Source organism: Streptomyces sp. NPDC006643, from assembly GCF_042870175.1.
Lineage (GTDB): Bacteria > Actinomycetota > Actinomycetes > Streptomycetales > Streptomycetaceae > Streptomyces.
Window position 1 is genome coordinate 116,148 of sequence record NZ_JBIAHA010000014.1, and the last position, 21,318, is coordinate 137,465.

At 69.9% G+C, this 21,318-nt stretch carries 16 protein-coding genes and 1 pseudogene; 14 read left to right on the forward strand and 3 right to left on the reverse strand.

Going from position 1 to position 21,318, the window contains the following annotated elements:
- Positions 1 to 8: 8 nt before the first annotated feature.
- Together ACFYNU_RS20060 and ACFYNU_RS20065 are read right to left on the reverse strand one after the other, a co-directional pair.
- Positions 9 to 1,016: a hypothetical protein gene (locus ACFYNU_RS20060; RefSeq protein WP_356591385.1), complete on the reverse strand. Its 1,008-nt coding sequence runs from the start codon at positions 1,014 to 1,016 to the stop codon at positions 9 to 11.
- 240 nt (positions 1,017 to 1,256) lie between these two features.
- On the reverse strand, positions 1,257 to 2,483 hold the full coding sequence (locus ACFYNU_RS20065; protein ID WP_356591383.1) for an MFS transporter: 1,227 nt from the start codon (positions 2,481 to 2,483) through the stop codon (positions 1,257 to 1,259).
- Between the two features lie 160 nt (positions 2,484 to 2,643).
- On the opposite strand from ACFYNU_RS20065, the gene ACFYNU_RS20070 reads away from it, so the two are divergent.
- The 14 genes and pseudogenes from ACFYNU_RS20070 to ACFYNU_RS20135 all read left to right on the forward strand — a co-directional run.
- Positions 2,644 to 3,573 (forward strand): LysR family transcriptional regulator, encoded by a 930-nt coding sequence (locus ACFYNU_RS20070; protein WP_356591381.1) that lies wholly within the window; start codon positions 2,644 to 2,646, stop codon positions 3,571 to 3,573.
- 461 nt (positions 3,574 to 4,034) lie between these two features.
- A complete protein-coding gene (gene asnB / locus ACFYNU_RS20075) occupies positions 4,035 to 5,894 on the forward strand; it encodes an asparagine synthase (glutamine-hydrolyzing) (protein WP_356591379.1) in 1,860 nt (619 codons plus the stop codon).
- A 102-nt stretch (positions 5,895 to 5,996) separates the two neighbouring features.
- The gene (locus tag ACFYNU_RS20080; RefSeq protein ID WP_356591377.1) at positions 5,997 to 7,367 is read left to right on the forward strand and encodes an aspartate aminotransferase family protein; all 1,371 of its coding nucleotides are present in this window, start codon (positions 5,997 to 5,999) and stop codon (positions 7,365 to 7,367) included.
- Between the two features lie 3 nt (positions 7,368 to 7,370).
- Positions 7,371 to 8,396: an ABC transporter permease gene (locus ACFYNU_RS20085; RefSeq protein WP_356591375.1), complete on the forward strand. Its 1,026-nt coding sequence runs from the start codon at positions 7,371 to 7,373 to the stop codon at positions 8,394 to 8,396.
- A gap of 167 nt (positions 8,397 to 8,563) precedes the next feature.
- On the forward strand, positions 8,564 to 9,289 hold the full coding sequence (locus ACFYNU_RS20090; RefSeq protein ID WP_356591373.1) for an ABC transporter permease: 726 nt from the start codon (positions 8,564 to 8,566) through the stop codon (positions 9,287 to 9,289).
- Positions 9,286 to 11,097: an ABC transporter ATP-binding protein gene (locus ACFYNU_RS20095; protein WP_356591371.1), complete on the forward strand. Its 1,812-nt coding sequence runs from the start codon at positions 9,286 to 9,288 to the stop codon at positions 11,095 to 11,097. Before ACFYNU_RS20090 ends, ACFYNU_RS20095 begins: the two co-directional genes overlap by 4 nt.
- Positions 11,094 to 12,692, forward strand: a complete 1,599-nt coding sequence (locus ACFYNU_RS20100) for an ABC transporter substrate-binding protein (RefSeq protein ID WP_356591369.1) — start codon at positions 11,094 to 11,096, stop codon at positions 12,690 to 12,692. The genes ACFYNU_RS20095 and ACFYNU_RS20100 overlap by 4 nt, the downstream gene beginning before the upstream one ends.
- A gap of 59 nt (positions 12,693 to 12,751) precedes the next feature.
- A complete protein-coding gene (locus ACFYNU_RS20105) occupies positions 12,752 to 14,086 on the forward strand; it encodes an LLM class flavin-dependent oxidoreductase (protein WP_356591367.1) in 1,335 nt (444 codons plus the stop codon).
- Positions 14,087 to 14,142: 56 nt separating this feature from the next.
- On the forward strand, positions 14,143 to 14,838 hold the full coding sequence (locus tag ACFYNU_RS20110) for a hypothetical protein (RefSeq protein ID WP_356591365.1): 696 nt from the start codon (positions 14,143 to 14,145) through the stop codon (positions 14,836 to 14,838).
- Positions 14,839 to 14,843: 5 nt separating this feature from the next.
- Complete coding sequence (locus ACFYNU_RS20115) at positions 14,844 to 16,061, forward strand: 3-deoxy-7-phosphoheptulonate synthase (protein ID WP_356591363.1); 1,218 nt, start codon at positions 14,844 to 14,846, stop codon at positions 16,059 to 16,061.
- A gap of 32 nt (positions 16,062 to 16,093) precedes the next feature.
- Positions 16,094 to 17,218 carry an AMP-binding protein gene (locus ACFYNU_RS20120; protein ID WP_356591361.1) on the forward strand — a complete coding sequence of 375 codons (1,125 nt, stop codon included), beginning with the start codon at positions 16,094 to 16,096 and terminating at the stop codon, positions 17,216 to 17,218.
- Positions 17,218 to 18,657 (forward strand): aldehyde dehydrogenase family protein, encoded by a 1,440-nt coding sequence (locus ACFYNU_RS20125; protein ID WP_356591359.1) that lies wholly within the window; start codon positions 17,218 to 17,220, stop codon positions 18,655 to 18,657. The genes ACFYNU_RS20120 and ACFYNU_RS20125 overlap by 1 nt, the downstream gene beginning before the upstream one ends.
- 153 nt (positions 18,658 to 18,810) lie before the next feature.
- Positions 18,811 to 20,070 carry an MFS transporter gene (locus ACFYNU_RS20130; RefSeq protein WP_356591357.1) on the forward strand — a complete coding sequence of 420 codons (1,260 nt, stop codon included), beginning with the start codon at positions 18,811 to 18,813 and terminating at the stop codon, positions 20,068 to 20,070.
- Positions 20,071 to 20,218: 148 nt separating this feature from the next.
- Positions 20,219 to 20,584 (forward strand): annotated as a pseudogene (locus ACFYNU_RS20135) (dihydrofolate reductase); the annotation flags it as partial.
- Here ACFYNU_RS20135 and ACFYNU_RS20140 read toward each other — a convergent pair.
- Positions 20,515 to 21,294, reverse strand: a complete 780-nt coding sequence (locus tag ACFYNU_RS20140; RefSeq protein WP_356591529.1) for a hypothetical protein — start codon at positions 21,292 to 21,294, stop codon at positions 20,515 to 20,517. The pseudogene ACFYNU_RS20135 and the gene ACFYNU_RS20140 sit on opposite strands and share 70 nt — an antisense overlap.
- Between the last annotated feature and the right edge of the window lie 24 nt (positions 21,295 to 21,318).

The window sequence follows — 21,318 nt, forward strand, 5'->3', positions numbered from 1 at the left end:
CAGCCGCGTCAGGAGTGGAACCGCAGCTCCGAGCAGCCGTGCCGGCGGACCTCGTCCCGCGCGAACTCCTTGAACATCCGCTCCTTGGCCGCCGTGTCGACCCCGGGGATGACCTTGCGGGAGCCGGCGTACGCGTAGTTGGCGGCCTCGCCGTCGCAGCGGGCGCTCGCGGTTCCCGGCCGGGGGACGCCGTCGTTCTCGTCCGCCGTGAGCCGGTTGCTCCAGTCGCCGTACCAGGACACGAAGGCGAGCACCGAGCCGTCCTCGGACGAACCGTCCTCACCCTTGGACATCAGCTCGCAACGCCCGGTCGGGGCAGCGGTGTTCGCGCCCACCCTGATCCGCCAGCCGCTGTCCTCCGGCAGACCGGCGCGGGACACCCAGGCGCAGTCCGTGCCCGCCGCCTCGGTCAGCGGGACCGCCGGCGGATCATCCGTGGCGGCGTCTCGTGGCAGGTCCTTCTTCGGGGGCTCGATCGTCTTGGCGCCACAACCCACCTTGTCGGAGGCCGAGTTGGTGAACGCCACGGCGGTTCGGTACGCGGCCCCCAGCGTCTTGGCGGGTATGTCCTGCCCCAGGGACGTCTGCACCAACAACTTGCGCGGCCGGCCCTGGCCGTCCTTGCCGAGATCCGGGCAGGGTACGAGGAACCGGATGGAGCCGTACTGGTCGATGAAGCCCGGCAGACTCCCGGGCAGCGGTGTCTGGCCGTCGAACCCGTCCTTGGGGAACATCGCCATGAACGCCCTGTCCTGGTCGTCGCGCCGGGTGTACGCGGACATCGCGACGGTCCGGTCCCGGTAGACCTCGTCGCCCTCGAAGGTGAGCACGCAGGAGTACGAGCCCAGCGCCTCCGTACGCTTCGACTCCGCCGACTCCAGACGGGCGTCCGCCGGCGTGAGCCCCTTCACCGCGTCGCGCGGCAGTGACCCGTCGCACGCCTGCCGGACCAACAGCCACTCCTGCGCGGACGGCGCGGCCAGATAACCGCCCAGCCCGAGCACGGCCGCAGCCACCACGGATACCTTCACCCAGCGCCGCATCGTTCCCCCGTCGCACCGGCCACCCGAAGGTGCCCTGCCCCTTTCGTACGTACCGCCGCACCTTACTCGTCGGTGCCCGGGGCCCACCGGCCGGGGAACGCCGCCGGTCCGGCGAGACGCCGGGTCGGCGCCGCTGACGCCGACCCGTCCGGAAGTGGCTGACAGGCCGGTGTCCGGCCGATCGCGCTGCCTCGGTGCGAGAGGCGTACGCCGTCAACTCGACGTACAGGCAGGTGCGGTGGCGGTGGTGTCCCTCAGCTGGTCCGGCTCGGCGGCGGCGTCCTTGGGACGACGGGGTGAGGGAGCCGGGCCGGAGCCGAGCAGCCCGGTGGCGAGGGCCGCGACCGCGAGCGCGGCGGCGCTCCAGAGCAGTGAGGTGATGCCGGCCGATTCCACGACGGTGCCGCCCAGGAAGGCGCCCAGTGCGATGGCGGCGGTGAACACACCCACGTACAGCCCGGTCACATGCTCGACACGGTGCGGTGCGGACTGGGTCATCCAGATCTGGCCGGCCACCGAGAGCCCGCCGTACGCGAGACCCCACAGGGCGACGCTGATGCCGGTGACGCCGGCGACGGTGCCGAAGAGCGCGAGCAGCGCGATCGCCGCGGCGATGCCGGCCGCCAGGCCCACCACCGTGACGCGGGCGCGCCGCGCTGCCAGGGCTCCGGCGGCGAAATTGCCCGCCAGCCCGAACACGCCGTAGACCAGCAGGACGAACGCGACGGCCCCCGGCGTGAGTTCGGTGCGCTCTTCGAGGACGGGCCGTACATACGTATAGGCGGCGAAGTGCGCGGTGACGAGGAGCACGATCAGTACCAGACCGGCCGTCACCGCGGGGATGCGCAGCAGCGGCTCGCGGACCGCCCGGTCGTCCGCGGCCGTCGGTGTGACCGGGCGGGGGAGTCGGGGCAGTGCCAGCACCAGCCCGGCGGCGAGGACCACCGCGGCGGCGGAGAGGGAGGCGAACGCGGCACGCCACCCGAAGGCGTTGCTGACCAGCGTGCCCAGCGGAACGCCGACGACCGAGGCCGCCGCGACCCCGCTGACGGCGGCGGACACCGCCAGGGCGGCGTTACGGGGAGCCACCAGGCGGGTCGCGACGGCAGCCGCCAGGCCCCACACCGCTCCCATCCCGATTCCCAGGATGATCCGGGAGACGACCAGCAGGCCGAATCCCTGTGCCACGGCGCTCAGCGCGTTGCCCGCCGCCAGCACCACCATCGCCACGGCCAGGACCACGCGCCGGTCGACCGCTCCCAGCAGCCGTGGCACGGTGGGGGCGGTGACCGCGGTCACCACCCCGGTGATGGCCAGGCTGTATCCCGCTGTACCGGGGGTGATCCGCAGGCCGTCGGCCATCGGGGTGAGCACCCCGACCGGCAGCATCTCGGAGGTCACGACCACGAACGTGCTCAGCGACAGTACGACGACCGACATCCATTGCCACGGTGTGGTGCGAGCGGGATCAGAACCGGTGGGGTGAGCCGGTGTGTGCGAGACCATGGCACCAACCAATCAGCGCCCCGGAACGGGAACAAGAGCCATTTTCTCAACGGTTGATAAGCTGGAGTAATCGATCAGGTGCCGAGGGGGCGCGATGAATCAGGTCCATGTCCAGGAGATCGAGTGTCTGCTGGTGCTGGCCGAGGAGTTGCACTTCGGCCGGACGGCCTCGCGTCTTGGCTGTTCCCAGAGCCGGGTCAGCCAGCTCGTCGCGGCCCTCGAACGCCGGGTCGGGGTACGGCTCGTGGAGCGCACCAGCCGAAGCGTGGGCCTGAGCCGGTTCGGCGCGCAGTTCGTCGACGAGGTGCGCCCGGCGTACGAGACGCTGAGCACGGTGATCACCCAGGCCAGGGAGCGCGCCGGCAGCGGCACGCTGTCCCAGGTGCGGATCGGCTTCCACGGCAGCGTGTACGAGGAGCTGACCGAGGCCTTTCGCCAGCTTCGCGCGCACCACGACGTCACGTTGGCGCTGTGCGAGATTCCGCTGGGCTCACCCTTCTCGGCCGTTCTCGCGGGCCAGGTCGACGCCGTCGTGGTCGAACTTCCCGTCAACGAGGCCGCGTTGACCACGGGATTCCGCTTTCCGCCGCAGGACCGGCTGCTCGCCGTCGCGTCGTCGCATCCGCTGGCCGCAGCAGGCGTCAACCAGGTGGATGTCGAGGAGCTGGCGGGGCTGGACATCGTCCACCCTGTCGGGGACGCCCCGGACTACTGGATGGCAGCGGGCGTGCCCCGCTCGACACCCGGTGGCGCGCCCATCCGTTCGACCGCGGGGATCACGACCGTGCAGGAGGGCCTGGCGCTCGTGGCCTCCGGCGATCACGGCATGCTGGTCTGCCGCCCGTTGGCCGAACGGGCCCTGCGCAGCGATGTTCGCTACCTGCCGATCGACGGTCTTGACGAGCCGTCACAACTGGCCCTGATCTGGCGTACCGACCGCACGACGCGGCAGCTCACCATGCTCGCGGACCTGCTCGCCAAGGCGTTCTCCCGGGAGGCGATCGCCGCGCGGCTGCCCGCGTGAGGCCGCCTCCGCCGAGCGGTGTTCGACCACAACGGCCGGGTCTCCCGGGGCACTTCGGCACCCCCGTGGCGGGCGCAACCGCCCGCGTCTCAAATGGTGAGACGTTGGGGATCAGTCCTTGCGCGGGCTCGTCGCGTGTTGCAATCCTTCAGCGCATGACCACTCTAATTCGCCCTACTGACGCGCCGTCAGATGTGTGCTGCGATGTGGTTATTCATCTCTGTTGTAGGACCTGATTACCTCTCGCGCGGTACGGTTCTCGACTGCTGTCCCTGAGGGCACCCATATTCGGAGATCCCCTGTGGAGAGATCCGTCTTCACGTGCCCATTCTTCCTCCGCTGAGGCAATGTCGCCGACGGCGTGAGTCGCGATAATCCAACCCTGTTCACAGCATTGACCTGCCACGACAACCTCTCGATCTCGTTCGGTATCAGAAGATCAAGAACGGAGTTGATTTGCCATGTGCGGAATAGCCGGGTGGATTGCTTTATCCGGACTCCCTCCCGACGCACGGGCCATCGCCGAGAAGATGAACGACGAGCACGCCCAGCGAGGCCCCGACGGGTCCGGAGTATGGCTTTCCCGTTACGCCGTGATCGCCCATCGAAGGCTGTCGGTGATCGATATCGAGAATGGCGATCAGCCGATGCTCACCCCCGCTCCGGCGGGCTCCGAGCCCCGGCTCGCACTCACCTACAACGGCGAGTTGTACAACTACCAGGAGCTTCGCCGCGAGCTGTCCTCCCGGGGCCACAGCTTTCGAACATCGAGTGATACCGAGGTAGTTCTCGCCGCCTGGGACGAGTGGGGCGCGCGTGCCGTCGAGAGATTCAACGGGATATTCTCCTTCGCGGTCTGGGACAACCGGGAAGAGACCCTGTGGCTCGTACGCGACCATCTCGGCGTGAAGCCGCTGCACTACCACCACGACGGTGACAGCCTGATCTTCGGCTCCGAGGCGAAATCGATTCTCGCCCATCCGGACGTGGTCACGGCGGTCGACGAGGACGGTCTGCGGCAGCTTGTGCTGCCGTTGCTGAAATTCCCGGGCACCAACCCGTACCGGGGGATCTCGGAGGTGCTGCCCGGTCAGATACTCGAGTTCTCCAGACGCGGTGTCAGGACCGTCCGCTACTGGGACATCAGGGACTTCGTCGGCCGTCCGACCGAGGCGGACAGCCTGGAGGACGCGGTCGAGCGGCTGCGCTCGCTGCTGGACGACACGGTCGCGCGGCAGACGATCGCGGACGTCCCGCTGTGCACCTTTCTCTCCGGCGGCCTGGACTCCTCGGTCGTCACCGCGATCGCCAACCGCCTGCCCGGACGCGGCGGGGTGAGTTCGTTCTCCGTGGACTTCACGGACGCGGCGGGCTCGGCCGACTCGCGGTCCGCGCTCGACCGCCGGTACGCGCGGGAGGCGGCGGACCACATCGGTTCGCTGCACTCCAACATCGTGCTGGACAGCACACTGCTCGCCGGCGGCGATGTCCGCGATGCCACCGTACGGGCGCGGGACCTGCCCAACGGGTTCGGCGACCTCGACATGAGTCTTCTCCTGCTCTGCCGTGAGGTACGCAGGCACGCCACCGTCGCGCTGTCCGGTGAGGCGGCCGACGAGATCCTGGGCGGCTATCTGTGGTTCCACGATCCGCGCGCGGTATGGGCGCAGACGTTCCCGTGGATGGCGGACAGCCCGGCCCACGGCTATCTCCACCAGCGTGTGCTGGACACGATCGACCCCGATCTCGCCAGGGCGCTGCGACTTGACGAGTATCTGCGTGACGAGTACGCCACCGCGCTCGGCGGGCTCTCGTTCGACCCCGCGCTGAGCAAGGAGGAGCGGCGGCACCGGGAGATCATCTATCTCGCCACCTCCTACTTCCTGCCGATGCTGCTGGACCGCAACGACCGGCTGAGCATGGCCAGCGGCCTTGAGGTGCGTGTTCCGTTCTGCGATCACCGGATCGTCGAGCACCTGGTGACGCTGTCGCAGCACATCCACAACGCGGGCGGCCGGGAGAAGGGCGTGCTGCGCGACGCGGCGCGTGATCTGCTCCCGGTGGGTGTGCTGGAGCGCAAGAAGTCGCCCTATCCGACCACGCCCGATCCGGACTACTCACGCAGGCTCGAAGAGCAGGTCGTCGAGGTCCTCGCCGATCCGCCCGACGGCCTCGGGGACATCTTCGCCGCGCGTGTGCTGGCGCCGGGCCAGGTCACCGACTCGGCGCGGTCACACGGCCTGGTGAGCAACTTCGAAGGCGAAGTCGTTCTGAACTTCGCCTCCTGGCTGCGGCAGTACTCCCCAAAGCTGGCGATCTGAGCCGGCCGGTCCGCGGCTGCCGACGCCGCACCCACCCACTCCGTCGGTAAATCCGGCTTCTCCTTGTCCGTAGAACCATTTAGCGATGCCCGGGAGCGTTTCTTGTCCACCTCTCATGTCCAACAGCAGACCCGTGACCATCTCTGGCTGCACTTCACGAATCACGCGAAACTCGCCGCCGGCGGCGAGGTCCCCGTCATTACCCGCGCGGAGGGCGCGTACCTCTGGGACGACAAGGGACGCCGTTTCCTGGACGGCCTTTCCGGACTGTTCGCCGTCAATGCCGGCCACGGTCGGCCCGAACTCGCGGAAGCAGCCGCGAGACAGATCCGCGAACTCGACTACTTCCCGATCTGGAACGCCGTTCACCCGCGCGCCGCGGAACTGGCCGAGGCGCTGGCGGAACGGGCGCCGGGTGATCTGAACCGTGTCTTCCTCACGAACAGCGGAAGCGAGAGCGTCGAGACGGCGTGGAAACTCGTCAAGCAGTACTACAAGGCCATCGGGCAGCCCGGCCGGCACAAAGTGATCAGCCGCACCATCGCCTACCACGGAACCACCCACGGCGCCCTTTCCATCACCGCTCTCCCCGGACTGCGGGCACCTTTCGAACCACTCGTTCCGAGCGGCCACAAGGTGCCGACCACCGATATCTACCGCGCTCCTGAGTATCTGCGGGACGACGAGATCGCCTTCGGCCGCTGGGCGGCGGACCGGATCGCGGAGGCGATCGAGTTCGAAGGACCGGAGACCGTCGCCGCGATCTTCCTTGAGCCCGTGCAGAATTCAGGTGCGGCGATCCCGCCGCCCCGGGGCTATTTCGAGCGCGTCCGCGAGATAGCCGACCGCTACGGAGTCGTTCTCGTCGCCGACGAGGTCATCACCGCCTTCGGCCGTATCGGTGACTTCTTCGCGAGCAACCGATTCGGGATCGCGCCCGATGTCATCACCGGTGCGAAAGGGATCACGTCCGGATACATTCCGGCCGGCGCGACCATCGTCAGCGACCGCCTGTTCGAGCCTTTCACGAAGAAGGAGAACACCTTCGTGCACGGCCTGACCTTCGGCGGGCATCCGGTCGCCGCCGCGGTAGGGCTGGAGAACATCGCGATCTTCGAACGCGAGAAGCTCAACGAGCAGGTCCGCGCCAACGAGGACCTGTTCCGCTCGACGCTGGACAAGCTGCGCGACCTGCCGATCGTCGGCGACGTACGCGGCGCCGGGTACTTCTGGGGTGTCGTGCTGGTGAAGGACAAGCACACCCGGGAGCCCTTCGCCCCGCAGGAACGACGCCGCCTCCTCGACGAACTGCTGGCGCCGGCGCTGCACGAGGCCGGGCTGCACGCCCGCCTCGACGAGCGCGGCGACCCCGCGATCCTCCTGGCGCCCCCGGCCGTCATCGGCCCGCCCGAGTTCGACTTCATCGAGCAGGCGCTGCGCGCGGTTCTCACCCAGGCGTGGGAGAGGTTCTGAGGCGTGACAGGGACCTCGCAACCAGTACTGCCTCCGGTCGCCCTGCCGAAACGGCCGACGGCACACCGCTCGACGGCCGCGTACGTACTGCGCCGCTGCGGCTACTTCGTCGTCGTGGTGTTCTCGGTGTACACACTGTCGTTCTTCCTGCTCTACGCGCTCCCCAGCGACCCGGTCGCGCTCATGCTCGAACGCCGGTCGGCAGGTGCGGGAGGCGGCACACCGGAACAGGTCCAGGCACTGCGCGAGCAGTACGGGCTCGACCGGCCCCTGCTGATCCGCTACGTCGAGACGCTGGGACAGTTCCTGCGCGGCGCCCCGGGTACGTCCTTCCAGTCGGGCAGGCCGGTACCGCAGACCATCGCGGCGGTGGCCCCGAACACGCTCGGCCTCGCCGCCGCGGCGCTCGCCATCGCCGTACCGTTCTCGCTCACGCTGGCGCTGGTGACCTCGTGGCGCCGCGACAGCGCCGTTCACCGGATTCTCGTGAACGTGCCCGCCGTGGTCGCCGCGATCCCCGCCTTCTGGCTCGGTCTGCTGCTGCTTCAACTCTTCTCGTTCACCCTGGGCTGGGTGCCTTCGGCGGGCGGAACCGGTCTGTCCGCGCTGGTGCTGCCCGCTGTCGCGCTCGCCCTGCCGGTTTCGGCGTCGCTGACGGCGGTCCTCGTACGGAGCCTGGACCAGGCCGGGCAGGCGGAGTTCGTCGAGCTTCTGCGCGCACGGGGGCTGTCCCGGGGCCGGGTGTATGTCGTCCATGTGGCGCGCAACGCGCTGCTTCCCTTCGTGACGCTGACCGGACTGACCGTCGGCGGGGTGCTGGTCGGCACCGTCATCACGGAGACGGTGTTCGCGAGAGCCGGGCTCGGACGGCTGCTCGCCTCGTCGGTTGAGACGCAGGACGCGCCGGTGATCCTCACGATCGCGGTGCTCGCCGCCCTGGTCTTCGCCGCGACCAACCTCGCCGTCGACCTTCTGTATCCGGTGCTCGACCCGCGGACGCGCCGACAGAGCAAGGGAGCACACGCGTGACCGTGACAGCCGTCCCTCACCAAGGCCCGCGCAAAGGACCTGCCGACGGTCCTCACGGCGGTCCTCCCGAAGGACCTCGCACAGGATCGCGAACGCGCGCACACGTTCCGTGGATCGCGCTGACCGTCCTCGCAATCGTCACCGTCGCCGCGCTGCTGCCCGGGGTCGTGGCACCTCGGGACCCACTCGCACAGGATGTCGCCCAGCGCCTGCGCCCGCCGTCGACCCAGCATCTCTTCGGCACGGACGAACTCGGCCGCGATCTGTTCAGCCGGGTCATCCACGGCGCCCAGGCGAGCCTGTCGATCGCGCTGCTCGCGCTGGTCTTCGCCCTCGGCCTCAGTGTCCTCATCGGCCTGACGGCCGGCTACTTCGGGGGCGCCGCCGATCGCGTACTGATGGCCGCCGTCGACGTACTGCTCGCCCTGCCCTCGCTGCTGCTCTCGCTGCTCATCGTCTCCGGACTGGGCACCGGACCGGTCAACCTCGCCGTCGCCGTGGGCATCGCCTCGGTCCCGGCCCTGGCCCGTGTCACACGCGCCGAAGTGCTGCGCGTGAGCGCGGCGACCTTCGTCGAGGCGGCGCGCGGCTTCGGGCTGCCCCGCCGCCGCATCCTGGCGCGGCACGTCCTGCCCCACGCGCGCGGCCCCGTCACCGCGCTGGGCGCGCTGGAACTGGCGACGATCGTCCTCTCGGTCTCCGCCCTCAGCTTTCTGGGATACGGCACGCAACCGCCCGACCCGGAGTGGGGAAGCCTCATCGCGGGAGGCCGGGACCACTTCGCGACGGCGTGGTGGCTGACCACACTTCCCGGAGCGGTCCTCGCGGTCGTCGTACTCGCGCTGCACCGCGTGGGTCGCATGCGCGGCGCGTCGGAAGCGGGGCCCGTATGACCTCCGCCGTCGAAGCGGCCAAGACCGCCGACACGCTGCTGCGGCTCGAAGGCCTCCGGGTCGTCTACCCGGACCACCGGGGCCAGGCCGGCACGGTCGCGGTCGACGGTGTGTCCCTCACGGTGCCCCGGGGCCGGACCGTCGCCGTCGTCGGCGAGTCGGGCTCCGGAAAGTCCACGACCTTGCACGCGCTGCTGGGACTGACACCCCGTGCGGCACATGTCAGCCTTCAGCGGCTTGAGTTCGGCGACGGCCCCGATGGTCTCCGCCGTATCGACGATCCCCGTGCGCTGCGCGGCCGGTCGGTCGGACTCGTCCCCCAGGACCCGGTCCGCGCGCTGGATCCGCTGATGCGGATCGGGGCCCAGTTCGCCGAGTTGCACCGGCACTTCCTGGGCCTCACCGACAAGGCGGCGAGCCGCGCCGCCACGGTCGCCGCGCTCGAAGCCGTCGGTCTCGACCGGCCCGAACTGCGGCTGCGCCAGTACCCGCACGAACTCTCCGGAGGCCAGCGGCAGCGCGTCCTCATCGCCCTCGCGCTCGTCGGGGAGCCACGCCTGCTGCTGGCCGACGAACCGACGTCCAACCTGGACACCACCGTCCAGCGGCTCGTCCTCGACCTCTTCGACGAGGTGCGGACGGCGCGCGGCCTGTCGCTGCTGCTGGTCACGCACGACATCGCCGTGGCGGGGGAGCGCGCGGACCATCTGCTCGTGATGCGCGCCGGACGCGTCGTGGAGTCCGGGCCGACCCAGGACGTCCTCGGCGACCCGAAGCATTCGTACACCCAGCAGCTTCTGACCTCCCTGCCCAGCGCGCTGCCCGCCCGCCCGGCGCCGCCCGTGCCCGCGTCTGCGCCCGCGTCCGTGCCTGCGTCCGTACCCGCGCCCGCGTCCGTGCCCGCGTCCGCTCCGGAGGTCGTACTCGAAGCGCGTGACCTGGCCAAGTCGTTCGACAACGGCAAGGGCCACGAACGTGTCGACGCCGTACGGGAAGTGAGTCTCACCCTCCACCGGGGACGGACCCTCGCGGTCGTCGGCGAGTCGGGTGCGGGGAAGTCCACACTGCTGCGCCTGCTCACCGGGCTGGAGCGGGCGGACGGCGGAACCGTGCTGCTGGACGGCGTGGAGCAGCGCCACGGCCGGCGGGCCCGCGCGGCCTTCGCCCGCCGGGTGCAGCTCGTCTACCAGAATCCGGCGCGCAGTCTGAACCCGTCGCTCTCCGTCGGGCGCGCCATCGCGGAACCGCTGGAGGCGCACCGTATCGGCAGCGCCGGTTGGCGCGCCCAGCGTGCCAGGGACCTTCTCGAACAGGTCGAACTACCCGCCGCCTTCGCGGAACGCCGCCCGGCACAGCTCTCCGGCGGGCAGGCGCAGCGCGTGGCGATCGCCCGAGCCCTCGCTCTCGACCCGGACGTCGTGGTGCTCGACGAGCCGGTCTCCGCCCTCGATCAGGCGGTGCGGTTCGCCCTGCTCAAACTCCTCGGTGAACTCCAGGAACGCCTCGGCCTCGCCTATCTGCTCGTCTCGCACGACCTCGGTGTGGTGCGCGCCGTCGCCGACGAGGTGATCGTCATGCACCGCGGCCGGGTCGTGGACCGCGGGGCCACCGAGGCCGTGTTCTCGACCCCCGCCAGCCCTTACACCCGGGCGCTGCTGGACGCGGTGCCCGCCCTTCCGCCAACTTCCCGCCTCTCCTCCGAGCCCTCCGACGCCTCTCACGCCTCCCGCACCTCTCACGCCTCCGGTGCCTCCCCGGCGCTCTCCTTCTCTCCGCGTTCCTCTCAAGACAGGACCTCATCCACATGATCCGCGCGACCCTGACGCGCTCGTTCGCCGCCTGCGGAGCCGCCGCGCTCCTGCTGACCGGCTGCACGGGCGGAGCCGACTCCTCCGGCGACACCGCGCATCTGCGCGTCGCCTACGGCTGGTACCCGACCTGCTTCGACTACGCGCAGTCCAACCCGTACGCGATCTTCGGCAGACAGGTGCTGGACACGCTGCTGAGCCACAATCCCAGCACCGGCGAGCTGGAACCGTATCTGGCCGAGTCCTGGCGGAGTCTGGACGGCGGACGCGCCTACGAGTTCACGATCCGCGACAACGTGACCTTCAGCAACGGCGAGAAACTGACCCCGCAGGTCGTCGCGGACAACTTCGAGACGCTGTGGGAGCTGGCCGAGCAGGGAGTCTCCCCGACACCCGGTGCCTATCTCCGTGGGTACGACCACGCCGAGGCCCTCGGCGGTCAGAAGGTACGGGTCGAGTTCAAGGAGCCCAACGCGGGGTTCCTCCAGGCCAACACCGAGGGCCAGTTCGGGATCATCGCTCCCGAGTCCCTCGCGAAGAGTCCGAAGGAGCGCTGCGCGGAGGGCACGATTGGCTCGGGGCCGTACGTCCTGCGGGAGGCGGTCCAGGACGAGCGCGTCGAGTACGTCAGACGTGAGGGCTACGACTGGGCCCCGGCCGTGTTCGGGCGTACGGGCGCGTCCGCGCTCGACCGGGTCACGGTCCAGATCGTGCCCGAGGAGAGTCTGCGTGCCGCCGGCGTCCTGGCGGGGGAGTACGACCTCGCGTACTCGATGACCGAGACCGGGCTCGCCCAGGCCAAGAACCAGGACGGTGTCAAAGCCGTCCTCGCCCCCAACCGCGGTGTGGTGAACAACTTCGTCACCAACACCTCCGACCCCGTCCTCGCTGACCCCTCCGTACGGCAGGCGATCCAACTCGGCATCGACCGGGACGAGTTGGTGGACACGTTCTACGGCGAGGGGGTCGAGCCCGCCACCGACGTCGTCTCCCGCGGCCATCCCTTCTACACGGATCACAGCGCGTTGCTCGGCTACGACCCCGCCCGCAGCCGCTCGATCCTCGACGACGCCGGCTGGGTGAAGGGCGCCGACGGTGTCCGGGCCAAGGACGGCCGGCGGTTGGAGCTGACGCTGACCTACGCGAGCACCGACATCGGATCGGCGGCCTCCGGCTGGGAGTACGTGAAGAGCGGCCTCGCCGACATCGGCGTCGCGCTTGAGCTGAAGCAGGTGTCGGAGGCGGAGCAGGCGGACCTGCGCGAGTCCGGCGACTGGCAACTCGCGGTCTACCAGGGGGCGAGCCGTGGCGACGCCGACGGGATCGCCGCGTTCTACTCCACGCGGCTCTCGACCTGGGACGGGCAGACACCCCGGCCGGAGGTCGACGGCCCGCTCGCCGAGCAGGCGGCCACGGTCGATCCGAGGAAGCGACGCGCCCTGGTGGACAAGGCCGTGACGGCGATCATCGAGCAGGCGTACGGGATACCGCTCTTCGACTCCGCGCAAGTACTGCTGGTGCGTACGTCGGTGCGGGACCTCACCTTCCCGATCAACTCCTGGGAGCCGATTCTCTACCGCGTCCAGAAGAGCTGACGGACCCGCGCACGCGCCGGCCGCCACGAGCGGCCCGCGCGGACCATCGAGAGGAAACGATGACCACCTCGTCACCCACCGGCACCGTGTCGGCCACCGCCGGACGGCGGCGGGGCCGCGCACCGACCCTCCTGCTCAACGCCCAGTATCTGCCGTCGAGTCGGGACTGGCGGACAGCCGAAGGCAGAGCCGATTCCCCTTTCCGGCTGGACACTTTCGTACGGGAGGCGCGGCAGGCTGAAGCCGCCGGCTTCGACGCGCTGTTCCAGGCGGACTTCTCGGGTGTGAACCGGGCCGGTCTGCGTTCGGGGCCGCCGCTGACGGCATTCGAGCCGTTCCAGGCCGCCGCCGTCATCGCGAGCGCCACGACACGGATCGCGGTCATGCCGACCGTGTCCACGCTCCACACCCACCCGTCCGCGTTCGCACGCGCTCTCGCCAGTCTGGACCGGATATCGACGGGCCGGGCCTGGGTCAATGTCGTCTCCTCCTTCCGGCCGGGTACGGCGATCGGCGTACGGCGCCAGGTCCCGCACGCGCACCGCCACGCGCAGACCGAAGAGTTCGTCCAGGTCGCCAGGGCCCTGTGGGCGAGTTGGCCGCCCGAGGCGAACACCCCTGACCTGACGACGGACCGCTTCGTGCGCGAGGACCTGATCACCGACGTCGACCATCACGGCGAGTTCTACGACCAGTCGGGGCCCATCGACATGGCGCCGTACTCGTCCGCGTTCCCGTTCACACTCCAGGCCACGTCGTCACTGGCCGGGCTGCGCCTGGCGGCCCGTACCGCCGACGGGGTCTTCGCCGGCACACCGACCCTGGGCGCGGCGAAGGAACTGCGCCGCATCCTCGGCGAGGAAGTACGGCGGGCCGGCCGGGCGGCGGACAGTGTGGCCCTGCTGCCGGGCTGCTACATACGTATCACCGAGACCCGCGAGGAGGCCGAGCGGCTGTCGCACGAGCGGCACCGGAGTGTTCGCGCGCCCGGTGGACAACACGTACTCGCACAACTCCGGGCGCGCTTCCCGGAATTGCGCCTGGACGGGGTGAGTCCGGCCGACCGGCTGCCTTCCGATGTGATCGCGAAGGACCCGGACGAGGTGTTCGCCGCCTTCGGGTCGCGCTATCTGCCTGTGTGGGATCTCGCCCAGGACCCCGGGAAGACGGTGGCCCAGTTCGCGGCCGAGGCGGTCGCGCTCAGCGAGCACGCGACCTTCACGGGCACGCCCGAGCAGATCGGGGACGAGTTGCGCCGCTGGTACGACGAGGGCGGCGTCGACGGGTTCCAGACGATCCTCGGAAACGACTTCGACGCACTCTGCGCGCGGGTCGTCCCCCGATTCCGCGGCGCCGACGCGCGCGCCCGCAAGGAGTCACGGGAGAGCCCCTGAGAACCACGCCCTCCGATCAGAAGAGCCATGAGACCACCGAAAGGCATGAACCACCCATGACCGAACGCGAACAGACCTCGATACCCCTCGCACGCGCCCATGCGGACACCACCTCCGACACCACACGCCGCAGCGCCTTATGGAAACGCCGCCTCTTCGAGGCGGAGGCCGGCCTGACGCGTTTCCTGGTCGAGGCGAGGGCGGGCGTGCACATGCAGGAACTCCTTCAGGTCAAGCACGCCATCTTCGAGTCGCTGCCGACGACCGACGCCGAACCGGAGTGGAAAGCGGCGTTCTTCCGGGGGCAGGCCCTGATGGAACAGTTCGTGGTGGCCCACTTCGGCCACCACGACCTCGCGACATGGGCCACGACGAACAGCACGATCTACGCGGCCGTCGACCCCGCTCCGAAACACGATGCCTGCGTACCGCTGGAGCGCCTTGACGCCCAGGCCGATCTCTACGGCTCCGACACCGAATGGGTCGAACACGGCGCCGGCCGCTCGGTCCTGCGGATACGGCACTGCTCCATCTGGGACTACCGGGAGATCGCCCGCAGCCGCGGGGTCACGATCACCCTCCGGTCCCCTTGCGAATACTGCGTGCCCGCGACCACCGGAATGATCACCAACAAGGGGCTCGGCGCCACACACGAACTCACCAAGGATCAGGACGGCAACGGCTGCGTCTGGACCGCCTCGCGGAACCCCGCCCGCCCCGCCGAGGGCCCCCGAGCCGCTTCCGAAGGATGATCCCCATGACTGGACAGACCGGACTCGATCCGACCCCGCCCGCGGAGACGGACTGGGACCACTTCCGTGGCCTCCCCGCCCGGCAACAGCCCAACTGGCCCGACCTGGCGGCACTCCGCGCCGCCGTCCGCTCGCTCCCGCGGCGGGACCTCGTGAGCCGTGCGGATGTCGACGACCTCACCTGCGAACTCGCCAACCTGGACGCGGGCGGCGGACTGATCCTGCAACTCGGGCACTGCGTCGAGGACATCGAATCCGATGTGGACGCCGACACCCGCAACATGATCGCTTTCCTGACACATTTCCGGTCCCATCTGCGCAGCCGTACGGGCCGGCACGTCGTGGGCGTCGGGCGTCTCGCCGGGCAGTACGCCAAACCCCGCTCACAGGACCATGAAGTCGTGGGCGGATTGACACTGCCCAGCTTCCGCGGCCCCATCGTCAACTCCCCGCTTCCGAACGCGCAGGCGCGCCGGCCGTCACCGGCACGCATCGCGCTGGCGCACACCGCCGCGCAGGCGTCCTACGCGGCGATTGCCGACTACCACCGCGCGACCGCGAACCTCGATCCGATCTGGACGAGTCACGAGATGCTGTTGCTGGAGTACGAACTCGCCTTCCTGCGCCGAGGCGACTCCGGCCTCTCCGACTCCGATCTCAATTCCGGCAACCACCTCGCGACCGCCCACTGGCCCTGGGTCGGAGCGCGTACCCGCAACCGCGACGGGGCGCACATCGCCGTCGCGGCCACCTTGAACAACCCGGTCAGTGTGAAGATCGGACCTGATGTCTCACCGGACGAGGCGGCGGAACTCGCGGTCACACTCAATCCCCACGACAAGCCCGGCAAGCTCACCTTCATCGCCCGGATGGGCCACCGGGAGATTGAGCGGCTGCGGCCCCTGGTACGGAGCGTGCACCGGCGGATCGAGCATGTGCACTGGGTCAGCGATCCGATGCACGGCAACACGGTCACGAGCGCCCGCGGCTTCAAGACCCGCCATGTCGAGCACATCATCGCGGAGCTGACGTGGTTTCAGAAGATCGTCATCGACAGCGGCCGGCGGCCCGCGGGTCTACACCTCGAAGCGACACCCGAGGACGTGTACGAGTGCACGGAGAACGGGGACGAGCCGCGCGACCCCGCCCGCTACCGCACGCTGATGGATCCCCGCCTGAACCCCCAGCAGACGGCGCGGGTTCTCAGCCACTGGTTCGTGTGAATCGACGCGAGTCCCCGGAACAGGAGAACCTCATGACACGTTCGCTCCTCGAACTCGAACTCGAACTCGACGCGGAACTTGACCCCGAACTCGAACCCGAATCCAAGAACGCCGCGACGGTCGACCCCGACGAGTATCTGCGGGCCGCCCTGCGCTGGCACTTCTCGGAAGAGACCGGTTCCCCGCTGTGGCTGTCCCTCGCCGGGCAGCTCGGCTTCGACCCCGTAACGGACATCCGTTCCTTCGCCGACCTCGGCAGATTCCCGGACATCGCCGCGCACCTGCGGGACAGGCCGGTCGAAGACCTCCTGCCGAGAGGCCTGGCGCACGAACCGGTCCCGTCGGTGTTCGAGACCGGTGGCACCACCGGGTCCCCGAAGCGACTCCTCTACACCGAACGCTGGGTCCGGCGGACCCTCGGATGGAAGACGGCCGAGCTGCGGAAGGCGGGATTCCCCGCCGGTGAGCCCTGGCTGGTGGCGATGCCCTCCGGCCCGCACGCGTTCGGGCACACCACCCGCCTCCAGGCGAAGGCACTGGGGTCCGTCCTGCACACCGTGGACCTCGACCCGCGCTGGGTGAAGAAGCTGGTGTCCTCGGGCGGCAGCCCCGACACCTACCTCACTCATCTCATCGACCAGCTCGGCCACATCATCCGTACGCAGAACATCGGCGCCCTCACGACCACTCCACCGATCTTCTCCGAACTCCTCCTGCACGACGAGCTGACGGACCGGTTGCGCCGCACGCTCAAGTACCTCGCCTTCGCCGGCGCGCACCTCGACGAGGACACGTACGACCTCATCGCGGACGCCCTGCCCGGCACCGTCATCCAGAACATCTACGGCAGCACGATGGTGCTGACCACGGCGAAGCCACGCGTCGGCACCGAGGGGGCGTCCGCCGTCTACGACGGCTACCCGCCCTTCGTCGTCTTCGCGGTCCTCGACCCCGAGACCCGGTGGCCCGTGGCGTACGGCGAGCGGGGGCAGGTGCGCATGACGCACATCAGCAGCGGGGTGTTCGTCCCGAACAACCTGGAGAGGGACTCGGCGATCCGTCTGCCCGCCGCCGACGGAGGCGTGGGCGACGCCATCGGCTCGCCCCGGCCGCTCGCCGCCTTCGACGGGGAGCCCGTGATCGAGGGGGTGTACTGATGACGGCCGTGGCCGACTCCGCCGCTCCGAGCGCCGAGACGAACATCATCGAGCTACCTCTTCTGACACACCGCGGGGCGCACAGCACGCGTGCGCGCGAGACCGTGTACGGCGTGGACGGCCGTCCGCTCGCCTCCCTCTCACTCGCCCCGGACCTCCTCGTCTCGCAGACCCTTCTCGCCCAGCGACGCGCCGCCTCACTGCCCGCGCACGAACGCGCCGAACGCCTGGCGGAGGCGTCACGGCGGTTCCTGGACGACCGGCTGGGCGGGCTGTCCTTCGCGGAGCACTGCCGTCACGTCAACCGAGTGTCCGGGCACAACGTGCCGCTGACGGAGCGGATGAGCCGCGCCGTCGCCGTGGCGATCGCCGAAGCGCCCTCGCGCGCCGACCGGGCGAGACCGAACGGCTCGCTCCGCTCCTGGCGGGAGGTCACCGAAGGCGCCGGGAGCGGCATCTGGGTACGGCGTGGCGAGACACTCGCCGCCGTCCTGTCGGGCAACGCGCCCACGATCCAGAGCGGCTGGCTCCAGGCCCTCGCCCTCGGGTACCGGGTCGCGGTGCGCCCCTCGCGCCGTGAACCGTTCACCGCCCACCGGACCGTCCTCGCGCTCAGGGCGGCCGGGTTCCCCGCCACCAGCGCCGTCTGCCTCCCGTCCACGCACGCCGGGGTGCCGACGCTGCTGCGCCGCGCCGAACTCGCTCTTGCGTACGGGGGCGACGACATCGCGTCCAGATACGGTACGTCGCCGAACGTGAAGGTCGCGGGCCCCGGCCGCTCCAAGACCCTGGTCACCCGCGACCATGTGTCGTCCGGGACGGTGGACGTCGTCGCCCACTCCGTCGCGGCCCTGTCCGGCGCGGCGTGTGTGAACACGACCGCGGTGCTGGTCGAGGGCGACCACCTGCGGTTCGCCCGGGACCTCGCCGGCACGCTCACGGCACAGGCCGACGGCCTGCGGACCACGGAAGGGCACCTCGGGCCGCGCGTACGCCAGGAGACGGCGGACGCGCTGATCGGGTACCTGGAGCGGAACGCGTCCCGCGCGCACGCCGAGATACCTCTCAAGGAGGTGGTGACACCGCATCCGGACGGCGGTGTGGTGCTGGGCCCTGCGGTGTTCACCGTCACGGACCCCTACGACAGCCTCCTCGCCGCCGAACTGCCCTTCCCCTGCGTCTGGGTCGCGCCCTGGAGCCGAGCGGATGGCGTTGGTCCGCTGCGCGACTCGCTGATCGTCAACGCGATCACCGGGGACACGGATCTCGTCGCCGCGCTCCTGAGCGAACCGGGCGTGGGCAACGTGTACGTGAACACGCCGACCACGCACAGCGACGGAAACCTTCCGCACGAGGACTACATCGGCGATTTCCTCATGCGGAACAAGGCGGTGGCGCGTGACCTGGCCCCGCGGGATGCGGAGCGTGCCGGGCGGTAGCCGGTCCGGGGGCACGGGGTGGTGATCGCGTGGTCGCCGTCGGGGTGCCGAAAGACCGTGGCCGCATGCCGCCGCTCGATCAATTGTGTTGACCGGCAACGGTCTTGGAGTGGGAGCATCGCCTCGGCCGGTGTCAACGGGGGACGGTGAGCGATGGCTGGCGCGGACGTGACGCGTGATGACCCGCGGGTGAAGGAGACCTCGTTCGGTCCGCCGTTGTGGACAGCGGATTTCCGGCTGTTCTTCGGCGCCCGCACCATGTCCTTGCTGGGCGATGCCATGCTCCCCGTCGCGATCACCGCCGCGGTGCTCCGGGCGGGGTACGGGGCGAGTGGGGTGGGCTACGCCCTCGCCGCGCTCGTGGCGCCGTTCGCCGCGCTGATCATCTTCGGCGGGGTGATGTCCGACCGCTTCGGCGCCCGGCGGCTGATGGTCCTCTCGGACGTCGCGCGGCTGTGCTCGCAGGGAGCGCTCGCGCTGCTGTTCCTGCTGGGTACGCCGCAGTTGTGGCAGATTCTGGCGCTGCTGGCCCTGATCGGAGCGGGCGGCGCGCTCTTCCAGCCCGGAGTCGCCAGCATCACCCCGCTCATAGCCCAGGACGTGCAGAAGGCCAACGCCACCCTCCGTGTCTCGGAGTCCATCACCGTCGTCATCGGACCGTCTCTGGCGGGCCTCCTGCTGGTGGTCTCCTCACCGGCGGCAGTGGTCGCCCTCGACGCTTTGACCTACGCGGGGAGTGGTGTCTGCCTGCTCCTGCTCCGCTCGGTCCCGATGGGCCCAGCCGAACGGCAGGCCAAGACGTCGTTCCGGGCCGATCTCGTCGAGGGATGGCGGGAGTTCCGGTCCAGGACCTGGCTGTGGAGCGTCATCGTGGTCTTCATGCTCTGGCAGCTTGCCGGGGCCGGCCCGGCCATGACGCTCGGCAACAGCTCGCTCGTCACTGACCACGGCGCATCGGTGTTCGGCATGGTCATGTCGTCCCTCGGAGCGGGCAGCGTACTGGGCGGGCTCCTCGCGATCAGGCTCCGCCCGCGGTATCCACTTCGCGCCGGTGCCCTCTCCATGATCCTCTGGGCGCCCATGCCGTTGAGTGTCGCGCTCGGCCTTCCCGCACCGCTGATTGCCGGGTGTTACGGGGTGAGCGGCGTGGGCATGGCGTTCTGGATCGTCATGTTCCACACGAGCGTGCAGACCCACATCCCGCAGGACGTCCTCGGCCGGGTGCACGCGTACGACGCGGCCGGGTCACTGGTGATGAAGCCGGTCGGGCAGGCGGCGGCGGGACCGCTCGCGCTCGTCGTGGGGGCCGTGCCGCTGCTGTACGTGTCCACGTCCATGGCCCTCGTCGCCTGCGCCCTGCTGCTGGCGATCCCGGCCGTGCGCGGTCTGAGGAGCGTGGAGCGCGGTCGATGAGGCCGGGCTCTCCTGGCGTACGGACACTTCCGCCTCCCCGTCCACCGAGTTCGCCGGTGGCCTCAAGTCTTCCCTGTGGCACACCCGCCCGGTCGGCGGGCCAGGAAGCACCGGATCCCGGTGCCATGGAGGAGAGTGGGAGGCCAGGATGGACAGTCCGATCCGGCTGTACATGTCGATGTCGCTCGACGGCTTTGTCGCGGGCCCGGACGATCGGCCCGGGCAGGAGCTGGGACGCGCCGGCGGACGGCTCTTCAACTGGCTCGACGACCGGAAGTCCGAAGGCCCGAGCGGCCAGGTCTACGGCGAGGCGCTGGCGACCCTCCGGGCCGGGCAGATCGACGAGATGGAGATCCATCTGATTCCGGTCCTCCTCGGGGAGGGCCGGCGGCTGTGGTCCTTGATCTCTGGTCCGGGCCGTCGTTCAACGCGCGGGCGCCGCCGTCACCGGAGCAGGGCGCCGCGCAGAGTGACCCCGTGCCGGGTGCGCAGCCGCCGGAGCTCCCACATCGCGACAGCGGTCACGGCCAGCGGCGGGCCGAGGGTGAGTACCGTTCGCGCCGCGAACGGCGCGCTCTCGTACGCGCCCCTGGCCAGGTCGAACAGGGCCAGCTCCCACACCAGCAGGATCGTCAGCACGGGCGGGACCGTCTCGTGGATGTCGGCCGTCCGGAAGACGTGCACGAGCGACTGGGCGAGCCCGTACAGCACGAAGGGACACAGCGAGAGAAGAAACCAGAAGGCCATGACGACGGTCAGAACCCCGGTCAGGTCCGCCGTCAGGTGATCGTTCGGGTCATAGCCGTTCGCCGTGAGGAGCCGGGGCACGGTGAAGATGATCAGCAGCACGAACAGCGCCGCCACGGGCCCGCCGACGCGGCGCAGCAGCATCCGACGGTTGGGCGGGCGGGCCGCCGCGACGAATCCGGCGACGACCAGCGGAAGGCTCGCCACCAGGAGGATGAACGTCGACTTCGCCTGGTTCATGCGGTCGTCGAGCACGGCGTCCGCGCCGTTCGCCACGTCGTAGAACTCCAGCGTCCAGATCGCGACGGCCAGGCCGACCACCGTCCGAATGATCTGGATCTTCCTGATCACCGGATCCTGGACCCGGTCGGCCCGCGACGGCTTGAAAACGCGGCGCCCCACGCCGAACGGATTGAACAGGCCGAAGAACGTCATCCGCGCCGCGGGCACCCCGCCGGCGCCTCCACTACCGCTCATCGTTTCTGCCCCCCGGCGGTGATG